Source organism: Gilliamella sp. W8123, assembly GCF_016101085.1.
In the GTDB taxonomy this organism is placed as follows: Bacteria; Pseudomonadota; Gammaproteobacteria; order Enterobacterales; family Orbaceae; genus Gilliamella; species Gilliamella apis.
Genome location: NZ_JACFRE010000005.1, coordinates 18,882 through 38,849, shown reverse-complemented (window position 1 = coordinate 38,849; position 19,968 = coordinate 18,882). Strand labels below are relative to the sequence as shown.

The window sequence follows — 19,968 nt, the reverse complement described above, 5'->3', positions numbered from 1 at the left end:
TCAAGTTATAGCGTAAATTATCATAAAGATAACAATCTAAAAGCGATAACTAAAGGGTAAAGCATATGCTTTTTTAGCTATTGATTTTTTTAAATACACAGATAATAAACCCTAGAATTAATCTAGTCAGTTTAGTGTTAGGATACATATGGATAGCCAGGCAGTTGGTAACAAAGGCGAATCAATATTGAGTAAGTTACCTTTTATTAATCAATTAAAAATAAATCGTAAAATGCTACTCCTTATTGTAGGAGTAATTGTAATAGCAATTAGTAGTATTACTTACTTATGGCTTAAAGACGATAATTATGGCGTATTATTTAGTAATTTGAATGATAAGGATGGCGGTGAAATCATTAGCCAACTTGATAAGTTAAATATTCCCTACAAATTTTCATCCTCTGGCACAACTATCTTAATTCCCCAAAATCAAATTTATCATACTCGTTTACGAATAGCCCAGCAGGGTTTGCCTAAAGGTGGCGCAATTGGTTTTGAACTACTCGACAAAGAAAGTTTTGGCATGAGTCAGTTTAATGAACAAATCAACTATCAACGAGCATTAGAAGGCGAACTATCGAGAACCATTGCAATTATTAGTAGTGTAGATGATGCCAGAGTGCATTTAGCGATGCCTAAACCCTCTTTATTTGTTCGAGAAAGAAAATTCCCTTCCGCCTCTGTTGCACTAACTTTATTACCAGGTCGAGCTTTATCGCAAGGTCAAATTGACGCCATCATTCACTTAATTTCGAGTAGTGTTCCAGAATTACAAGCGGATAAAGTGACGATTATTGATCAAAAAGGCAATTTATTAACCGGTGAAAGATACCGTGACAGTAACGTTAATATTGCCCAATTAGAATATAGTGAACGGATTGAAAATCTAGTTCGAGAACGAGTAGAAAAAATTATTATCCCTATTTTGGGACAACAAAATGTTAAGGTACAAGTGAATGCGGATATCGATTTTAGTCGGCAAGAGTCAACATCAGAGATTTATGATCCCAATAGCGATGCCAGCAACCAAACTATTCGTAGTAAGCAACACATTGAAAATAGCCAATTAGCATCAAGCAACATTATCGGTGGTGTGCCGGGCGCATTATCTAATCAACCGGTACCAACGCCTAGTGCACCAATTGATGGTGAGAACGATACCAAAGATAAAGACGATAAACAAAAAATGTATCATTTACAGTCAAATAAAACATTGAACTTTGAAGTTAATCGTCAAGTTGTTCATAGCAAAATCCCTGAAGGTCGTATCAAACGTTTATCCGTCGCCGTTTTAGTTAATTATAAATTTATCTCAGCCGATGAAGTCGCATCGGCAAATGAGGAAAATTCAGAAAAAGAAGCCGTTGAAAAATGGGTAAAACTAGATCAAGAGGAACTCACCCATATTGAAGCACTTGCCCGTCAAGCGATGGGATTTTCTGACTTGCGTGGTGATTCATTAACGGTGGCTAATTTGAAATTTACCGATCAAATTGAAGATGAAAATGCCACCATGGTCTTTTTACAAAAACATGAAGTTTTCGACATGCTGAAAAGTGCGATTAAATATCTGATTTACATTTTAATAATCTGGTTTGCATGGCGCAAAGTATTACGCTCGATATGGATTAAAATTCAAAGACAATATCTTAATACTGATAACAGATCATCTGATAGCACAATGGCTAATGAAGATAAACTCGATTACAAAGCACACAGTAAACTGCAACAGAAAATTTTTGAAGATAATATGCAACAACAGCAATACATCCGCAAAATTGTCGAGAAAGATCCTCGTGTAATGGCTCTGATTATACGTGGTTGGATGAACAAGAAGGACACCGAGTAATGAATTTAACTGAAGCGCAAAAATCGGCGACAATTTTAATGATTTTAGGTGAAGAATTAGCAGCCAAAGTAATGCAATTTTTAAACCATAAAGAGGTACAAAAAATTAGTAGTGCCATGATGGAATTGCCACAATTAACTCAAGAACAACTGAAAAATATTCTTAATGAGTGTCAAACTACTCTTGATGATTGTGCAGTATTAAATACGGACACCAATGGCTATTTAAGAAAAGTTCTAGAAAAATCAATTGGTAGTGATAAAGCTAACCGCTTGCTTGATGAACTATTAGATACCGATATCGAAGATACCACTGATGGTTTAAAAATGCTTAACTTTGTCGATGCTGCACGCGCTGTTGATTTAGTTAAAAAAGAACACCCACAAATTATCGCCACCATTTTAGTTCACTTAAATCGCGATTTGGCTGCTGAGATTTTAAATTTATTTGATGACCAATTACGTAATGACGTCATGCTACGTATTGCAACTTTCGGTGGTGTAGAGCCATCAGCATTAGAAGTGTTATCGACATCATTATCAACCTTACTACATGGACAAAATATTAAACTTAATAACATGGGTGGCATCCGCACCGCAGCAGAAATTATCAATCTGATGAAATCACAACAAGAAGAACTGGTTATCAATGCATTACGTGATTATGACAATGAGCTTGCTCAAAAAATCATTGATGAAATGTTCTTATTTGAAAATCTGGTGGATGTCGATGATAGAAGTATCCAACGGCTACTCAAAGAGGTGGATAATGAAACCTTAATCATCGCCATGAAAGGGGCAACAGAAACCTTACGCGAAAAACTATTAGCAAATATGTCGCAACGTGCTGCCTCAATATTAAGAGAAGATTTAGAAAACAGACCACCAGTTCGCTTGTCGCAAGTCGAAACCGAACAGAAGAAAATTTTGGTTATTGCACGGCGCTTAGCAGAAACTGGTGAGATGATCTTAACGAGTGGTGATGATGAATATGTATAATCATACTAATAGTGTAAGTTGGAAACCATTGCATTTCCAAGATTTGGCACTTAGCGAATTGTCACCATTAACCAGCCAACAACAGCCAGAAGAGTTGGAAGAATTTGCGCCACCATTAGAGCCAGATAACCAAGATGATCAAGATGAAGACTCTTTTGATATTAATAGCCCAGCAATATTGCTAGAACTCGAAAATATTAAACAACAAGCAAGAGATGAAGCATACCAAGAAGGCTTTAATTTAGGTAAAGAAGAAGGTTTTAATATTGGCAAACAGACTGGCTATGAGCAAGGATTCACACTCGGACACCAAGAAGGGCTGGACACAATAGAACAACAGTTAACGGCAGAAAAATTAACTAGCATAAATGCCATCAAAAATTTAGCAATCAGCTTTCAGCAATCGATTAGCCAAATTGATGAGAGAATTGTACCAAAGCTATTTGACTTAGCTTTACTTGCTGCCGAAAAAACAGTTGGTTCATTATCAAAAGTAAAACAAAAACAATTATTACATATTATAAAATCATTAATTGAACAAAATACAATTGTTAACCCACCAATTGTAGTACGAATCAATCCAACAGACTTGTTATGGCTTGAACCACAACTGAATAATGAGTTGCAACCACAGCAATGGCAGTTTATAGCCGATGCCAATATCGAATTAGGGGGTTGCAAAATATTTACCCAAACCAATGAGATCGACGCCAGTGTAACCCATCATTGGCAAATCATCTCAGATAATGTACATGGAGTTGAACATTAAGGTGGACTTTTGTAGGCAATGGATGACTAAAATTGATTGTGCGCAACAAAAATTACAGTCAATATCGTTAATCCGTCAATATGGTCGCTTAGTTAAAGCTTCGGGCTTAGTTTTAGAGGCCGTAGGCTTAAAATTACCTTTAGGTTCTAACTGCTTTGTCGAACGGCAATTAGATGGAAAAGTGCAAGCCGTTGAGTGTGAAGTCATTGGTTTTAATGGTAAAACCTTATATCTGATGCCATTTGAATCAACTGATGGCATATTACTTGATGCCAGAGTATATACCTCACAATATGATCTAACCCATTTTAGCCATAAAGTTTTACCTATTGGTGCGGGGTTATTAGGACGAATAGTTGATGCAATGGGCAAACCATTGGATGGTAAACCTTTACCAGAAAATATTGAATATGAAGGATTAATCAATAAATCACTAAACCCTCTGACTCGCACGCCTATTCATCAAGTATTAGATGTCGGCATTCGTGCTATCAATGCATTATTAACCGTTGGCCAAGGTCAACGAATGGGGCTTTTTGCTGGTTCTGGTGTTGGTAAAAGTGTCCTACTTGGCATGATGGCTAGGTATACCAAAGCCGATATTATTGTGGTTGGTCTGATTGGCGAACGAGGTAGGGAAGTAAAAGATTTTATCGAAAATATCCTTGGTGAAGAAGGCTTAGCGCGTTCAGTAGTTGTCGCGGCACCAGCAGATGTATCGCCATTATTACGTCTACAAGGTGCAGCTTATGCCACAAAAATTGCCGAAAATTTTCGTGATCAAGGGTTTAATGTATTACTGATCATGGATTCACTAACCCGTTATGCCATGGCACAACGGGAAATAGCCTTAGCCATCGGCGAACCACCGGCAACCAAAGGCTATCCACCATCAGTATTTGCAAAATTGCCAGCATTAGTTGAAAGAGCAGGTAATGATGCCAAAGGAAAAGGTGCAATTACTGCTTTTTATACTGTATTAACTGAAGGTGACGACCAACAAGATCCTATTGCTGATTCAGCAAGGGCAATTCTTGATGGTCATATAGTGTTATCACGTTCACTAGCAGAATCGGGGCATTATCCAGCCATTGATATCGAAGCGTCAATCAGTCGTGTAATGACCGATCTTACCTCGCCAGAAGATGAAAAAAAATCACGGTTATTTAAACAATTATTTTCAAGTTTCCAGCGCAATCGGGACTTGATTAATGTTGGTGCTTACGTAGCTGGAACCGATCCATTATTAGATAAAGCTATCTCACTTTTTCCAGCTATGCAGCAATTTTTACAACAAGGAATCAATGAGCATTGTAGTTATCAAGACGCTTATCAACAATTAATCAATATTGTTGCAGTTCGCTGATAAATTAGGAAAGAATTATGGCCAATCAACATCATGGTAAATTTGCATTTATAACGTTAAAAAAGCTCGCTGAAAAAGCAGTTGATGACAAATTGATTAAATTAAAACATGCCCACGAGAATAAACGTAATGCACAATCACAACTAAATGTATTAAATGATTATTATCACGAGTACCAACAACGGCTAAATAATGCCTTATCCAGTGGCATTAAAGGATCGGAACTAAATAATTTTAATGCTTTTATTACAGCTATTGAACAAGGTATAGCGCAACAAAAAAAACTACTATTAGCTTTAGATATAAAACAAAAGCAGATCACCAATGAGCTTAATCAATCACAAAAAAGCCTAAATACTTATACTACATTATTAGATAAACAACATAAAAAACTGTTACTACAACAGAGTCGTTTACAACAAAAATTAACCGATGAATTTGCTCAGCAGCAGATAGCAAGGAGAACATTGAATGAATATTAATCAGTTTAACGATATTCCATTAATCTCATCTCAACAATTTGAATTAAACGACAACAAGTTATCTATTCTTGATGATGATTTTTTCCAAAAATTATTACAACTTACCGAAAAACAGCAATGGCTAAGTGATAATAATAATCACATTAATGCTACAAGCTTAAAAGACAATGAGTTAGAGCAGAAAGAACGAATGGATAGTGAAGAGTTGTTCATACTATTTTCTATGCCACTCAATCCGCAAGAGGATATACAGCAAAATAGACAATCGGATACTCAACCGAAAAATGAAGCAATATATGAAACTAAACTATTATTAGAAGCTAATCCAACTATGATTGATCCAAAATTGGATAAACAATGTGCTGATGATATTAAACAACTCATCAATATTAATGAAAAAGCTGCCGAGATTATTACTTCAATTAATCACAGTGAGCAATTAATCAACAAAGCCACTAAGCCAAACCTTAACCATTTATTGGCTTCGGAAAATAATCAGCCACAAACGACCAAAAATGCACATTTGATCATTAATCAAACTCAGTCAACAGATACGTTGGTAAATAATAACAACAATGATCATCATTCTGATTTAGCGTCAACGCTGACAGATAAATTGTTTACTACTAATTTGGCTAATACACCATCAGAAATGGCTTTATCAATAGATATAAATGGTCAATCATCGCTATTTAATCCGCCAACCTTTACAACAAATCCAACCATCTTAAACTTAAATTTACCGATGCCCATGGATATTAGTAAGTGGCAAGCATCTTTAAATGAACAAATTTGTTTGATCAGTCGACAAGGTATTCAAAATGCCGAAATAAAATTAAATCCACAAGAACTAGGATCATTACATATTAAATTAGCCATGATTGATGACAAAATCGATCTGCACATGGCGGTTGCGCATAATATGGTTAAGGGTGTGTTAGAATCAGCACTCCCTATGTTAAGAACCTCATTGGAACAACAAGGTATCACTTTACAACACACTAACATTAGTGATTTTTCAATGATGAATGATTCTAAACAGTCGTCTTCTTATCAACAACCACAACAATCTGAAACAGAGCAACTATTAGATGATATCAATCCAATTCAACAAAAAATTAATCATCATACTAAGGTTGTTCAATCAGGATTAAGTATTTTTGCCTAAATAATGGTTATGGCAATATTTATAAAATAATTGATATCTACGTTTTTAACAGTGTTTAACGTTGATAACTTAATATTAAAAAGGTTGAATAGATAATATTTTTATTGCCTATTCTTCCGATTAATTCTTACGGCATGATTTATTATTTTGGTAATTTTTGGTTATTTAAATAGCTACAAATCTTTCGTTAATTTTCATTGAGACAATAATAAATATGCAAACCACCAATAAAAAAGTAAGAATTTTAAACCTAATACTTATTCTAATTACCTTACTCGCAATAGGTTCAGCAGCTTATTTATGGTTCGAAAATCAAGCTAAAAATACGACACATACTCATCAAGAACCTCAAGTTTCATCACCGGTTTTTTTAACCTTAAAACCATTTACTATTACATTACCTCCTTCTGAAGATAATTTAGATATCAATAAAATTCTATATGTTGGTATGGTGTTACGCGTCGAAGATGAAGATCAAAAAACAGTATTATTAGAATATTTGCCTGAAGTAAGAAGTGATGTATTGCTGTTAACCTCAAAACAATATGTCAATAATTTGAAAAAAGAATCTGGCAAACTCGAATTACAAGAGCAAATAAAAACAGCATTATCACGTCAATACGATGCCAAACATTCAGTAAAAATTGATGAAGTGTTATTCACTGATTTCATTATAAGGTAATTATCATGTCGGATAAGCTTCAATCTACTAGCGATAAAAGTGAATCTTTAGCTAAACATTCACCGGATAATGCTGCCAGTATTGAAAAAGATATTGTGCAAAATTATCAATCACAGCAAAGCAAACGGACTGAAGTAAAACCTTATGATATATCAGTTAAACATAGTTTTATCCCTGAACGACTAACCGCATTAGAAATCATTAATGAACGCTTTGCTCGTCAATTTCGAATTGGTTTATTTAATTTATTACGTCGTAATACGGATGTTATTACCTCGCCAATTGAGCCAAAAACATTTAAAGAGTTTTCGCATATCTCGGCAACTTACCATTTAAATTTAGTTCATCTTAATCCTTTACGGGGTAGCTGCTTATTTTCTTTTTCACCAGAACTGGTATTTATTGTTGTTGATACGCTTTTCGGCGGTGATGGACATACCACCAATATGAATACTGAAGGACGTGAATTTACCCATACTGAACAAGAGATTATTAGACGAGTATTAGATCTTGCTTTAACTACATACCAAAATTCATGGATTGACGTATACAGCATTGAAACTGAATATATTCGTTCTGAAGTAGAAAGTAAATTTACCAATATCACCAGCTCTCCTGATGATGTAGTGTTAACTTCGACATTTTTAATTGAAATTGGTAACTTTAAAGCAACTTTCTGCATTTGCATTCCATATGCAATGGTTGAATCTATTAAAGAGTTATTAATTAAACCACCGATCGAAAGCCAAACCCATCAAGATGATAATGTCTGGATGAGTTCACTCACTAGCGGTATTAAACAATCAACGGTTGAGTTAGTCGCTAATTTTACAAATATTCAAACAACTGTTGCCAAATTATTAGCATTAAAAGTAAACGACATTTTGGATATTGAAAAACCAACCAGCCTAGATGTCACTATTGGTGGCGTACCGGTTCTAAAAGGTCAATATGGTAGTGTAAATAAACAATATGCAATTCAAGTAGAGCAAATAAGCAACCCTGTATTAGAACAATTGAATGAAGGAGTGTTCAATGAGTGATATGCCAAATAACAGTGATGATAGCCAAGCAACTAACTTAACTGATGAAGAATCGGTAACGACAGAAGCTATTTTTGAAACCCTTTCACCCCAACCGTCAAATGTAAAAGAACAAGATATTAATCTTATTTTAGATATTCCGGTTAATTTAAGTGTTGAACTTGGCCGTACCAAAATGGCCATTAAAGATCTATTAAATTTAACTCAAGGATCTGTTATCGCCTTAGATGGTTTAGCTGGTGAGCCATTAGATATTTTAATTAACGGTTACTTAATTGCTCAAGGCGAGATCGTGGTGGTGGGTGACAATTATGGTGTACGAATTACCGATATTATTACCCCTTCAGAACGGGTACGTAGATTAAGTCGTTAATAACCATTAATGAGATAACCATGAGCGAATCAACAATCAACGCCGGTATACAAAACTTTTCGTCTATTCCTACTGAATCAAGTTTATATAGCCAAATAGGAATAGCCTTTTTTAGTGTCATCACCATTATTTTCGTTTTAACCTGGCTAATAAAACGGTTAGGTTGGAAAAAATCTACTAAGCAATTCATTGATGTTAAAGCAACTTACAATATAAATGCCAAAGATCGCATTATGCTGGTTTATGTTGACCATCAATTACTGGTGGTCGGGGTTACAGCCCAACAAATGACTTTACTCCATACTATCAATGAACAACGCACTGAAATGTTATTCGCTGAACCGGTTGACGTTGAACAACAGTCAAAAAATAATCTGTTCAATCAGATATTAAAATCTGTGCTAAACAGTAAAAAGGTGTAATTAATTGTGCGGTTAAAACTTATTATTTTATTTAGCTTATTGCTGGCCAGCCAATATAGTTATGCTCAATTATCACCGTTAACAATTGTTACTCAAACCTCACAACCAGAAGGGCAAACTTGGTCATTACCAGTTGAAACTTTAGTTTTTTTAACTCTGCTGACGTTTATCCCAATTATATTACTATTAATGACGAGTTTTACTCGTATCATTATTGTGTTAGGGCTATTACGTAGTGCACTTGGTACCCAATCAGCACCGCCTAATCAATTAATTTTGGGTATTACCCTATTTATGACATTTTTTATTATGTCACCGACATTGGATAAAATATATCAAGATGCTTATCTTCCCTATTCACAACAACAAATCACTATGCAACAAAGTTTGACAGAGGCAAGCAAACCACTGCGTGAATTTATGTTGAGTCAAACTCGTGAAAGTGATTTAACACTATTTGTTAATATGTCCCATACTGGTGATATTCAAACGCGTGAAGATATCCCGCTACGAGTTTTAGTCCCAGCTTTTGTGGTTAGTGAACTTAAAACCGCTTTTCAAATTGGCTTTACTCTGTTTATTCCTTTTTTAGTCATTGATTTAGTTGTTGCCAGTACATTAATGGCATTAGGGATGATGATGGTACCACCAGCAACAGTATCACTACCTTTTAAAATTATGTTGTTTGTATTAGCTGATGGCTGGCATTTATTGTTAGGTTCATTAGCACAAAGCTTTTTTAATTAACGCCAACAATAAAGGGATTATATGCCTTCTGAATATATTAGCCATTTTGCCATTCAAGCAATCAAAGTTGCCGCATCACTTGCAGGCCCTTTATTACTTGCAGCCTTAGTCACTGGGCTAATTATCAGTTTGTTACAAGCGGCAACCCAAATTAATGAAATGACCTTATCTTTTATTCCTAAGATTTTAGCGGTGGTGTTAGTATTAATCATTTTAGGCCCCTCAATGCTGACAACTATGATCGATTATATCCGCCTGGTTATTACTGATATTCCTAACTTAACTAGTTAACCTTAATGGACGCCGCGATTCACGATCTGTTTAATATTGATTTTTTTGCTTGGGTTCGATCAAGTTTTCTGCCTTTTACCCGTATTTTAGCGCTAATTATGGTCGCACCTATTGTCGGTGAAAAAGAGGTGCCAAATCGGTTAAAAATCGGTTTAGCAGTGCTGATCGTCATTTTATTACCGTTACCTAAGTTAGACGACAACCTTAGCCTTTATTCATTACTCGGTATCTGGGTTATTGCCCAGCAAATCATGATTGGCATCATAATCGGTTTTACCGTACAACTTACTTTTTTAACGGTAAGATTTGCCGGTGAATTAATTGGTATGCAAATGGGGTTAGGCATGGCGACCTTTTATGATCCTATTGGTGGACCATCTACTTCCGTACTGTCACGTTTAATTAACATTATTGCCTTGTTGATATTTCTCAGCTTAGATGGCCATCTATGGTTACTGTATGGATTAGCTAATAGCTTTGAGATTATTCCTATTAGCGTTTCACCTTTAAAGGCCAACGGTCACTTAGCCTTAATCGAAACAACCGGTTTGTTATTTAGTAATGGCGTTATGTTGGCATTACCATTAATGACGTTATTGCTGATTATTAATTTGTCGTTAGGGCTATTAAATAGAATTACCCCTCAGTTATCAATTTTTGTAGTTGGCTATCCGCTTACCTTATTATGTGGCTTAATGATGTTAAGTTATTTATTTTCCACCTTGCCTTCATTTGTTGAATTTATTTTAGAACAGATATTTTCAACCACTTCGCAAATTTTAATCTATCTTGCAGCCACCAATAATTAAGCCAATTAAGCTTAATAAAATTTAGGAGTATCTTTTAACAAAAAATTTTGAGGAACGGGGTTTTTTAGCCTTAACATTAAAGGTTATTAACCATGTATATAACTAATAGTTGCTTATACGAGATAATAAAAAACCGCTGTGTAGCTTTGCGTTACACACCGGTTCAAGTTAATTATAAATTAAAAATTAATTAAATAATTTATGGAATTGTAAGCTTATCCAATCCCAAATATTACCAAAGAAGCCCGCTTCTTCAACATTTTCAAGGGCAACTAAAGGTTGTTCGTTGATCACTTTATCATCTAATAAAAATTGGATTTTACCAACCGCAGCACCTTTGGTGATTGGTGCATAGATGTAATCATCAATAGTGTATTGTACTTTAACGTCAGCTGAACGACCTTTTGGCACAGTAATATAAGCACCATTAATAGTCCCTAAATTTACTTTGTTTTCATCGCCATACCAAACTGACTCTGTCACTAATGGCGCATTAGGCTTAACTGGATTAGCCGTTTCAAAGAAGCGGAATCCCCAAGTGAGTAATTTTTTACTCTCTTCTTCACGACCTTTAAAGGTTCGGCCACCAAGCACGGCTGAAATTAAACGGGTATTACCATCAACCGCTGATGCAACAAGGTTATAACCAGCAGCATTCGTATGACCGGTTTTAATACCATCTACATTTAAAGTTGTATCCCAAAGTAAACCATTGCGATTCAATTGTGGTTTAGACAGGTTATAGGTGAACTCTTTTTCTTTATAGATAGCATATTCAGTTGGTAAGTCCCGAATCAAAGCTTGACCTAATAGTGCCATATCTTTAGCTGTTGTATACTGACCTGGTGCATCAAGGCCATGTACCGTTTCAAAATGGGTATGTTGCAAACCTATTTTTTTGGCATATTCATTCATTAAATTAACGAAAGCACCTTGACTACCAGCAACATGTTCAGCCATAGCGATACATGCATCATTACCCGATTGAATAATGATACCTTTATTTAAATCGGCAACCGAAACCGTTTTACCAACCTCTAAAAACATCAATGATGAGCCTTTTAAAACCGGGTTACCGGTTGCCCATGCATCTTTACTGATCAGCACCATATCATCATTTTTAATACGGCCTGATTCTAATGCTTGGCCAACAACATAACTTGTCATCATTTTAGTTAAGCTTGCTGGATCGCGTTGTTGTTCAGCATTATATTGCGCTAGGATTTCACCAGATTTGGCATCGATTAAAATATAGGCTTCTGCATCTAATTGAGGGATAGCTGGAATAGGAAAAGCCATCTCTGCAGAGGCAGAAGAACATATTGCAAGCGCCAACAAACCAAAAGATAATTTTAATTTCTTTTTCATTTATAAAAATTCCGTTAAATGTTTTTAGATAACATGTATCGATGAGTGTGAATAGACATCATAATGCCAAAACTTGCCATTAAAACGACCAGAGAAGAGCCACCATAACTTATTAGTGGTAATGGTACACCAACTACTGGTAAGATTCCACTGACCATACCGATATTAATAAATACATAGACAAAAAATACTAAAATCAAACCACCAGACAGTATTCGTCCAAACGTCGTTTGTGCCTGTGCGGCAATAATTAATCCACGTATAATTAAACATAAGAACAAGACTAACAAAACAATAGAGCCAATAAAACCAAACTCTTCAGCGATAACTGAAAAGATAAAGTCAGTATGTCTTTCCGGTAAAAATTCTAGCTGAGATTGCGTACCTTCAAGCCAACCTTTACCCCATATTCCCCCCGATCCTATCGCGGTTTTCGATTGCAAGATATGATAGCCAGCTCCATTAGGATCACGCTCAGGATTAAATAATGTTAATACTCGTTCACGTTGATAATCATGCATTAAATAAAACCACATAATCGGTAAAAATATGGCTATCAATATCAAAGCAACAAGAATAAATCGCCAGTTAATCCCAGCTAAAAATATAATAAAAATACCCGACATAATAATTAAAATAGCCGTTCCTAAATCGGGTTGCATTGCTACTAATAAGGTAGGTACACCAATAATAGCTAAAGTTTGCAAAGTTGTTTTAAGCGGTGGTGGGCAGCCGTCACGATGAATAAACTTAGCTACCATTAATGGCACGGCAATTTTAGCAATTTCTGACGGTTGAAAACGAATGACGCCTAAATCTAACCAACGTTGAGCACCTTTACTGGTATAACCGAAAATATCAACTAATAATAATATAATAATACAGGCAATATAGAGATAAGGTGCCCACTGTTCATAGCTTCGCGGTGAAATTTGGGCAAAAACAATCATCACAAAAAAACCAAGAATTATTTGGATAACTCGTTTTTGCATCATATCTACATTTTGGCCACTAGCACTCCATAAAATATAAAGGCTATAACCAAGTAGTAAGGTTATAAATAAGCAAAAAAGTGGATCGATATGTATCTTTTGCCAAAAAGATTTCTTAATATTGTTCATAATTAATCTTCATGTCCTGTCGTCGATGATGATGCATCATCTAATTCTGTTGAGTTATCACCTTCAAGATAATAATCCAATATTTTACGGGCTACTGCACCACCATTGGAGCTACCACCGCCACCATTTTCAAGGACTATAGCTAGCGCTATTTTCGGTTTATCATAAGGTGCATAAGCGATAAATAAGGCATGGTCTCGTAAATGTTCCGGTATTTTATGGGCATTATAAGTTTCGTTTTCTTTTAAACCATAAACTTGAGCAGTACCTGACTTACCTGCAGCTTGATATTTAGCACCAGCATAAACTTTACGTGCAGTACCTCGAGCACCAAACATAACTCGATGCATACCTTCTTTAGCTAATGCCCAATAGGTTGGATTAACATCAACTAGGCTATTAGTTTCAACATATTTTTCGGGATCAATAGTTGGTTGATTCTGATTAGTATTAATAATGTCACTTTTTTTATAGAGTAAAAAGTGTGGTGTAAAAGTTTTACCGTTATTAATTAATGTGGTTAAGGCTTTAGCCATTTGCATAGGTGTGGCAGTCCAATAACCTTGACCTATACCAACCGGAATAGTGTCACCTTGTAACCAAGATTTTTTATGGCGCTTCAGTTTCCATTCGCGACTTGGCATAACCGCACGAGTCTCTTCATTAGCCGAAATATCGATACCGGTACGCTCACCATAACCAAACTTAGTCATCCATAAATTTAAACGATCTATACCCATATCATAAGCAACCTGGTAAAAATAGGTATCCACCGATTCTTCAATTGCTCGTAATACATCAACATGACCGTGCCCCCATTTTAGCCAATCTCGATAACGTCTTTCTGTACCAGGTAATTGCCACCAGCCAGGATCATTAACCACACTTTTCGGTGAAACGACACCTTCACTTAAAGCGGCTATCGAAATAAATGGTTTTACCGTTGAAGCAGGAGGATAAGCACCAAGTAAAGCTCGGTTAAATAGTGGTTTACTTGGATCATTAAGTAACTCACTATATTTTTTACTGGAAATACCACCAACAAAATCATTTGAGTCATAACTAGGGCTAGACACCATTGCTAATACTTCACCATTATTGGGATCAATAGCAACAACTGATGCTTTTCGGCCAGCAAGCAGTGATTCAATATAGAGTTGTAATTTTAGGTTGATGGATAAATAGATATCTTCACCGGCTTGTGGTGGATGTTGTTCAAGTAAGCGAACTATACGACCTCGGCTGTTTACTTCAACCTTTTCATTACCAGCCGTACCATGTAAAACATCTTCGTAATAGCGTTCAATCCCCATTTTACCAATGTTAAAAGTAGCCACATAATCGCTGGCTTTATTTTCTTCTTCTAAACGTTGTTTATCTTGAGTATTTATTTTAGATATATAGCCAAGAATATGGGTAAGTGAAGCGCCATACGGATAATATCGATGTTGAATTTTAACAATCGACACAAACGGAAAGCGATGCTGATCAACAATAAAACGTGCTATTTGTTTTTCGGTTAGATTTTCTTTTAGTGGTACGGGACGATGAGCCCGATAATTACGGCGTTCCTTTTGGAAATTCTCAATATCTTCATCAGTTAAATCAACAATCGTTTTTAACTGTTCAAACTGTTCGTTAAGGTTTTTGGTTTTATCAGGAACAATATTAAGTTGATAGGTAATATTATTTATCGCCAATGGCGTACCATTACGATCATAAATCATACCGCGACTAGGAGGAATAGGGATAATTTCAATACGATTGTTGTTTGATTTGGTACTGTAATAACTAAAGTTTGAAATTTGTAGATCAGCTAAATTGGCTAATAACACAAAAATTAATAGAATAATTACCACAAATGCAAACAACGCTCTACGCAAAAATAAGTTTGTTTCTGCTGAGTGATCGCGAATATTGCCCTTTTTTGTTTTACCTGAAATAGAGATAATATAACTCCTCTAAATTCTGTTTATGACTGTTGTTGCTTGTGTTCTTGTTGTTCCCATTTTTCATAAGCATTAACAATTCTAGCTACGACAGGATGGCGAACGACATCTTCACTCTTGAAAAAATTAAAACTAATATCATCAACTTCACTTAATACTTCGATAGCGTGGCGTAATCCTGATTTTTGGTGACGCGGTAAATCAATTTGCGTAATATCACCAGTGATGACCGCTTTAGAATTAAAACCAATTCGCGTTAAAAACATCTTCATTTGCTCAATTGTGGTGTTTTGGCTTTCATCAAGAATAATAAATGCATCATTAAGCGTACGCCCACGCATATAGGCTAATGGAGCAACTTCAATAACACTTTTTTCAATTAGTTTTTCAACTTTTTCAAAACCAAGCATTTCAAACAATGCATCATAAAGTGGACGTAAATAAGGATCGACTTTTTGACTTAAATCACCAGGTAAAAAACCTAGTTTTTCGCCGGCTTCAACCGCAGGACGAGTTAAAACGATACGTCTAATTTGCTGTTTTTCTAGTGCATCAACCGCTGCGGCTACCGCTAAATAGGTTTTTCCGGTACCAGCTGGACCAATACCAAAAGAAATATCATAATCTAATACATGAGCAATATATTGAGCCTGATTAGGCGTACGTGGTTTTATCACTCCACGTTTGGTTTTTATCATGACTTGCTTACTACCATGCAGATCAACATAGGCAGGAAGATGCTCTTTGGCTTTTTCTAATGCACCAGATTCTTTAATGGCTAAATGTATCTGCTCAGGTTCAATATCGATAATATTATCTTTTTGTTTAGTTTGCTTATATAGCGATTGTAATATTTCAGATGCAGCTTTTACACAGATGGTATCACCAGTGATGGCAAAGAGATTACCACGGTGATTTATTTCAATCCCTAAACGACGTTCAAGTTGTTTAATATTGTCATCATAAGGACCACAAAGACTATTAAGTCGCTGATTATCTGCTGGTTCTAGCATAGTTTCATGGGTCGTAATATTCAATGATAAGTCCTCTAATTATTCAGGTTAATGACTAAATACGCTCTTCACATAAAGAACATTTTTCAACACCTTTTAAAAAATCCATATGGCAATGATGACAAGTCACTATATCGTCACCAACTATATTATTCACAGCACTAGTCGCCTGATTATTATCTAGCCCTTGGCTTTTCAACTTATTAATAACCATTGTAATAGGTGTACCACTTTTTAACTCTTGCTCAACATAAGATGCTACTTGCTGTTCAAATGTAGGTGGTATATAAGTTAAAACACTTTCATTAAAATCAGAATTACAGTGTTGACATTTAATATATCGACCTAAAGTTTGAAAACTAAAAATAGGAATAAAAAATAGTGTAAAATATTTAGCTACCTTTATTTGCGTATACTGATGTTGTTTTTGATCACCAGCAATATTTTGCTGAGCACAACAGTTTGGGCAATTAAATTGCCCTGTATGTTCATTAACTTCACGTCCTTTTGTACCAAATACAATAAACATTTAATATTCCTTATTTATAAATTATCATCTTTAATTATTAATTAAATTACACTTCTATTTGTATAATTATGGTTGATAAATACCAACGCCTAAATTATTTTCTTTACGAGTTCGAGAAATAACTGAAATTGGTGATTCACTAACCCGTAGATCCATCTGATCTTCAGTTCTCACTACTTTACCACGCAATGAGTTAGGATAAACATCGGTAATTTCAACATCAACAAATTTACCAATCATATCTGGATTGCCAGCAAAATTAACAATTCGATTGTTTTCAGTTCGGCCGGTTAATTCCATAAGATCCTTTTTAGATGGACCTTCAACTAAAATACGTTGTACGGTATTTAACATGCGACGACTAAATTGCATAGCTTGTTGATTGATTCGCTCTTGAAGAATATAGAGCCGTTGTTTTTTCTCTTCTTCAGAAACATTATCTTCCATTTCCGCAGCAGGCGTACCCGGACGAGCTGAATAAACAAAGCTATAACTTAAGTCAAAATTAACATCAGCGATCAATTTCATAGTTTGTTCAAAATCTTCTTGTGTTTCACCCGGGAAACCAACAATAAAATCAGAACTGATTTGAATATCTGGGCGAACTTTACGTAATTTACGAATAATTGATTTATATTCAATTGCAGTATGGGTTCGTTTCATCAAGTTCAATACGCGATCAGAACCACTTTGTACTGGTAAATGTAAAAAGTTAACCAGTTCAGGCGTATCACGATAAACATCAATAATGTCATCTGTAAATTCAATTGGATGGCTAGTGGTAAAACGAATACGATCAATACCATCAATAGCAGCAACTAAACGTAATAATTCAGCAAAAGAACAGATATCACCATCAAAGGTTGGTCCGCGATAGGCGTTTACGTTTTGCCCTAATAAATTAACTTCACGAACACCTTGTTCTGCTAACTGAGCAATTTCATAAATTACATCATCACAAGGTCGACTTACCTCTTCACCACGGGTGTAAGGTACCACACAATAAGTACAGTATTTGTTACATCCTTCCATTATGGATACAAATGCCGTTGGACCTTCACTGCGAGGTTCGGGGAGACGGTCAAATTTTTCAATTTCAGGAAAACTAACATCAACAACATGCTGGCCATTACCACTGCGGATCTGTTCAATCATATCTGGCAGACGGTGAAAGGTTTGTGGTCCAAAAATAATATCAACAAAAGGTGCTCGTTTACGAATATGGGCACCTTCTTGTGATGCTACACAGCCACCAACACCAATAATAATATTAGGGTTATGTTGTTTTAAATTTTTCCAACGACCTAGTTGGTGAAAAACTTTTTCTTGGGCTTTTTCTCGAATAGAACAGGTATTTAATAATAAAATATCTGCTTCTTCGGCATTTTCTGTTAAGGTTAAACCATGGGTGGATTCAAGGAGATCTGCCATTTTAGTTGAATCATATTCGTTCATTTGGCAGCCCCAAGTTTTGATATGTAATTTTTTGCTCATCAATAACTCAGCTATATTTAATTGTTAAAATGAAAACGGGTTTAAATCCGCGATTTTAGCGAGCCATATTGTAATCCTTTGTGATTGTAGGGTCTATAATAAATATAAAAAACTATATTTATTACTTTATATATAAAAAATAAACAATTAGTTATTTATTTATCGAAAAAACAACTGATTATGATAATCATTCTTTTTATTTTATGTTATTATTCTCGCCCTATTAATATTTTTAACAATATAAGTATTTAGGTATGTCAAAAACATTTAGTCCAACAAAGCGCTTTTTAATTAAAGGCATTATTGCGACTTGTTTATTGTCTGTCACGCGAGTTGGCTTTGCTGCGGCAATGGCTCAGGTTATTGCTGTACGTGTTTGGCCATCATCAACTTATACACGAATAACGTTAGAATCAAACGCTAAACTTAATTATAAACATGCAAATTTGTACAACCCCGATCGTATTGTTATTGATATTGATAATCTCAATTTAAATCCAACTCTAAAAACGATTTCAACAAAAGTACTAAGCCGAGATCCTTTTATTAAATCGATTCGGGCATTACAGTTAGATCCAAAAACTGTTCGTTTGATGATTGAATTAAAACAAGGTATTGATCCAAATACATTTACATTACCACCAATTGCTGAATTCAAACATCGATTAGTCGTTGATCTTTATCCATCTAAACCAGCTATAACTGATGATGATCCACTGTTAGCACTCTTAGAAGAGTATCAAAAAGGCGATCTCAATAAAAAACAATCGCAAATAAAATCACCATCCAATAAGAAGAAAAATTCACCTATTATCGTTATGCTTGATCCGGGTCATGGTGGTGAAGATCCTGGCGCTATTGGTTATAAAAAGACTAGAGAAAAAGATATTGTGTTGCAAATTGCTCGACGCACTTACAATTTGCTAAAAAAAGAACCCAATATCAAAGTATATATGACTCGTAATGAAGATGTATTTATACCTTTAAAAGTTCGTGTAGCAAAAGCGCGATCTTTACATGCAGATCTATTTATTTCGATTCATGCTGATGCTTTTGCTAATCGCTCTGTTAAAGGCTCATCGGTATTTGCTTTATCAACCCGTGGTGCCAGTAGTTCAGCAGCCAGTTATTTAGCACAAACCCAAAATGATGCCGACCAAATAGGTGGGGTGAGTAGAAGTGGTGATAAATATTTAGATAATACGATTTTAGATTTAGTACAAAAAACAACCTTGTCTAATGGGGTATTATTAGGTTCAGCTATTTTAAATCGAATGAAAAACGTGAATAAACTACACAAACCATCGATTGAAAAAGCGGGTTTTGCGGTATTAAAAGCACCAGATATCCCATCAGTTTTAGTTGAAACAGCCTTTATTAGTAATATGAATGAAGAGCAAAAACTTAAGACTGCTTCCTTCCAAAATCAAGTATCTAAAGCAATAGTTGATGGTATTAAAGATTATTTAAAACGTCGTAAAAATTGATCTAATAA

Annotated in this window: 20 protein-coding genes; 14 read left to right on the top strand and 6 right to left on the bottom strand. The window is 35.2% G+C overall.

Annotation, left to right across the window (positions count from 1 at the left end; translation table 11 throughout):
* Nucleotides 1-148: 148 nt before the first annotated feature.
* The 13 genes from fliF to fliR all read left to right on the top strand — a co-directional run bounded on the left by fliF (nt 149) and on the right by fliR (nt 10,999).
* Nucleotides 149-1,849: a flagellar basal-body MS-ring/collar protein FliF gene (gene fliF, locus H3T56_RS07155; RefSeq protein ID WP_198192372.1), complete on the top strand. Its 1,701-nt coding sequence runs from the start codon at nt 149-151 to the stop codon at nt 1,847-1,849.
* Nucleotides 1,849-2,847 carry a flagellar motor switch protein FliG gene (fliG, locus tag H3T56_RS07150; protein ID WP_198192371.1) on the top strand — a complete coding sequence of 333 codons (999 nt, stop codon included), beginning with the start codon at nt 1,849-1,851 and terminating at the stop codon, nt 2,845-2,847. The genes fliF and fliG overlap by 1 nt, the downstream gene beginning before the upstream one ends.
* Nucleotides 2,834-3,616, top strand: coding sequence for a flagellar assembly protein FliH (locus H3T56_RS07145; RefSeq protein WP_198192370.1), 783 nt, complete (start codon nt 2,834-2,836; stop codon nt 3,614-3,616). The genes fliG and H3T56_RS07145 overlap by 14 nt, the downstream gene beginning before the upstream one ends.
* 22 nt (nt 3,617-3,638) lie before the next feature.
* Nucleotides 3,639-4,982 carry a flagellar protein export ATPase FliI gene (gene fliI, locus H3T56_RS07140; RefSeq protein WP_232351417.1) on the top strand — a complete coding sequence of 448 codons (1,344 nt, stop codon included), beginning with the start codon at nt 3,639-3,641 and terminating at the stop codon, nt 4,980-4,982.
* Between the two features lie 17 nt (nt 4,983-4,999).
* The gene (gene fliJ, locus H3T56_RS07135) at nt 5,000-5,464 is read left to right on the top strand and encodes a flagellar export protein FliJ (RefSeq protein ID WP_065579040.1); all 465 of its coding nucleotides are present in this window, start codon (nt 5,000-5,002) and stop codon (nt 5,462-5,464) included.
* Complete coding sequence (locus H3T56_RS07130) at nt 5,454-6,632, top strand: flagellar hook-length control protein FliK (protein ID WP_198192368.1); 1,179 nt, start codon at nt 5,454-5,456, stop codon at nt 6,630-6,632. Before fliJ ends, H3T56_RS07130 begins: the two co-directional genes overlap by 11 nt.
* Nucleotides 6,633-6,846: 214 nt before the next feature.
* The gene (locus H3T56_RS07125) at nt 6,847-7,314 is read left to right on the top strand and encodes a flagellar basal body-associated FliL family protein (protein ID WP_034900941.1); all 468 of its coding nucleotides are present in this window, start codon (nt 6,847-6,849) and stop codon (nt 7,312-7,314) included.
* A 5-nt stretch (nt 7,315-7,319) separates the two neighbouring features.
* On the top strand, nt 7,320-8,357 hold the full coding sequence (gene fliM / locus H3T56_RS07120) for a flagellar motor switch protein FliM (protein ID WP_034900939.1): 1,038 nt from the start codon (nt 7,320-7,322) through the stop codon (nt 8,355-8,357).
* The gene (gene fliN / locus H3T56_RS07115; RefSeq protein WP_034900937.1) at nt 8,350-8,730 is read left to right on the top strand and encodes a flagellar motor switch protein FliN; all 381 of its coding nucleotides are present in this window, start codon (nt 8,350-8,352) and stop codon (nt 8,728-8,730) included. Before fliM ends, fliN begins: the two co-directional genes overlap by 8 nt.
* A gap of 20 nt (nt 8,731-8,750) precedes the next feature.
* Entirely contained in the window at nt 8,751-9,152 is a 402-nt protein-coding gene (locus H3T56_RS07110; protein ID WP_086360371.1) for a flagellar biosynthetic protein FliO, read from the top strand.
* 6 nt (nt 9,153-9,158) lie between these two features.
* A complete protein-coding gene (gene fliP / locus H3T56_RS07105) occupies nt 9,159-9,899 on the top strand; it encodes a flagellar type III secretion system pore protein FliP (RefSeq protein ID WP_370545532.1) in 741 nt (246 codons plus the stop codon).
* Nucleotides 9,900-9,920: 21 nt separating this feature from the next.
* Nucleotides 9,921-10,190, top strand: coding sequence for a flagellar biosynthesis protein FliQ (gene fliQ / locus H3T56_RS07100; RefSeq protein WP_034900933.1), 270 nt, complete (start codon nt 9,921-9,923; stop codon nt 10,188-10,190).
* 5 nt (nt 10,191-10,195) lie between these two features.
* Nucleotides 10,196-10,999 (top strand): flagellar biosynthetic protein FliR, encoded by an 804-nt coding sequence (gene fliR, locus H3T56_RS07095; protein ID WP_198192367.1) that lies wholly within the window; start codon nt 10,196-10,198, stop codon nt 10,997-10,999.
* A 186-nt stretch (nt 11,000-11,185) separates the two neighbouring features.
* On the opposite strand, the gene H3T56_RS07090 is transcribed toward fliR, so the two are convergent.
* From H3T56_RS07090 to miaB, 6 genes are all read right to left on the bottom strand, one after another.
* Complete coding sequence (locus H3T56_RS07090; RefSeq protein WP_034900930.1) at nt 11,186-12,367, bottom strand: serine hydrolase; 1,182 nt, start codon at nt 12,365-12,367, stop codon at nt 11,186-11,188.
* Nucleotides 12,368-12,381: 14 nt separating this feature from the next.
* Nucleotides 12,382-13,488, bottom strand: a complete 1,107-nt coding sequence (gene mrdB / locus H3T56_RS07085) for a peptidoglycan glycosyltransferase MrdB (RefSeq protein ID WP_065579035.1) — start codon at nt 13,486-13,488, stop codon at nt 12,382-12,384.
* Between the two features lie 2 nt (nt 13,489-13,490).
* Nucleotides 13,491-15,431, bottom strand: coding sequence for a penicillin-binding protein 2 (gene mrdA, locus H3T56_RS07080; protein ID WP_086357020.1), 1,941 nt, complete (start codon nt 15,429-15,431; stop codon nt 13,491-13,493).
* A 29-nt stretch (nt 15,432-15,460) separates the two neighbouring features.
* Nucleotides 15,461-16,474 carry a PhoH family protein gene (locus H3T56_RS07075; RefSeq protein ID WP_065613529.1) on the bottom strand — a complete coding sequence of 338 codons (1,014 nt, stop codon included), beginning with the start codon at nt 16,472-16,474 and terminating at the stop codon, nt 15,461-15,463.
* A 31-nt stretch (nt 16,475-16,505) separates the two neighbouring features.
* Nucleotides 16,506-16,979, bottom strand: a complete 474-nt coding sequence (locus H3T56_RS07070) for a hypothetical protein (RefSeq protein ID WP_086353933.1) — start codon at nt 16,977-16,979, stop codon at nt 16,506-16,508.
* A gap of 66 nt (nt 16,980-17,045) precedes the next feature.
* The gene (miaB, locus tag H3T56_RS07065; protein ID WP_065579031.1) at nt 17,046-18,473 is read right to left on the bottom strand and encodes a tRNA (N6-isopentenyl adenosine(37)-C2)-methylthiotransferase MiaB; all 1,428 of its coding nucleotides are present in this window, start codon (nt 18,471-18,473) and stop codon (nt 17,046-17,048) included.
* 254 nt (nt 18,474-18,727) lie between these two features.
* Here miaB and H3T56_RS07060 point away from each other — a divergent pair, with 254 nt between their 5' ends.
* Nucleotides 18,728-19,960 carry an N-acetylmuramoyl-L-alanine amidase gene (locus H3T56_RS07060; protein WP_198192366.1) on the top strand — a complete coding sequence of 411 codons (1,233 nt, stop codon included), beginning with the start codon at nt 18,728-18,730 and terminating at the stop codon, nt 19,958-19,960.
* Nucleotides 19,961-19,968 lie beyond the last annotated feature (8 nt).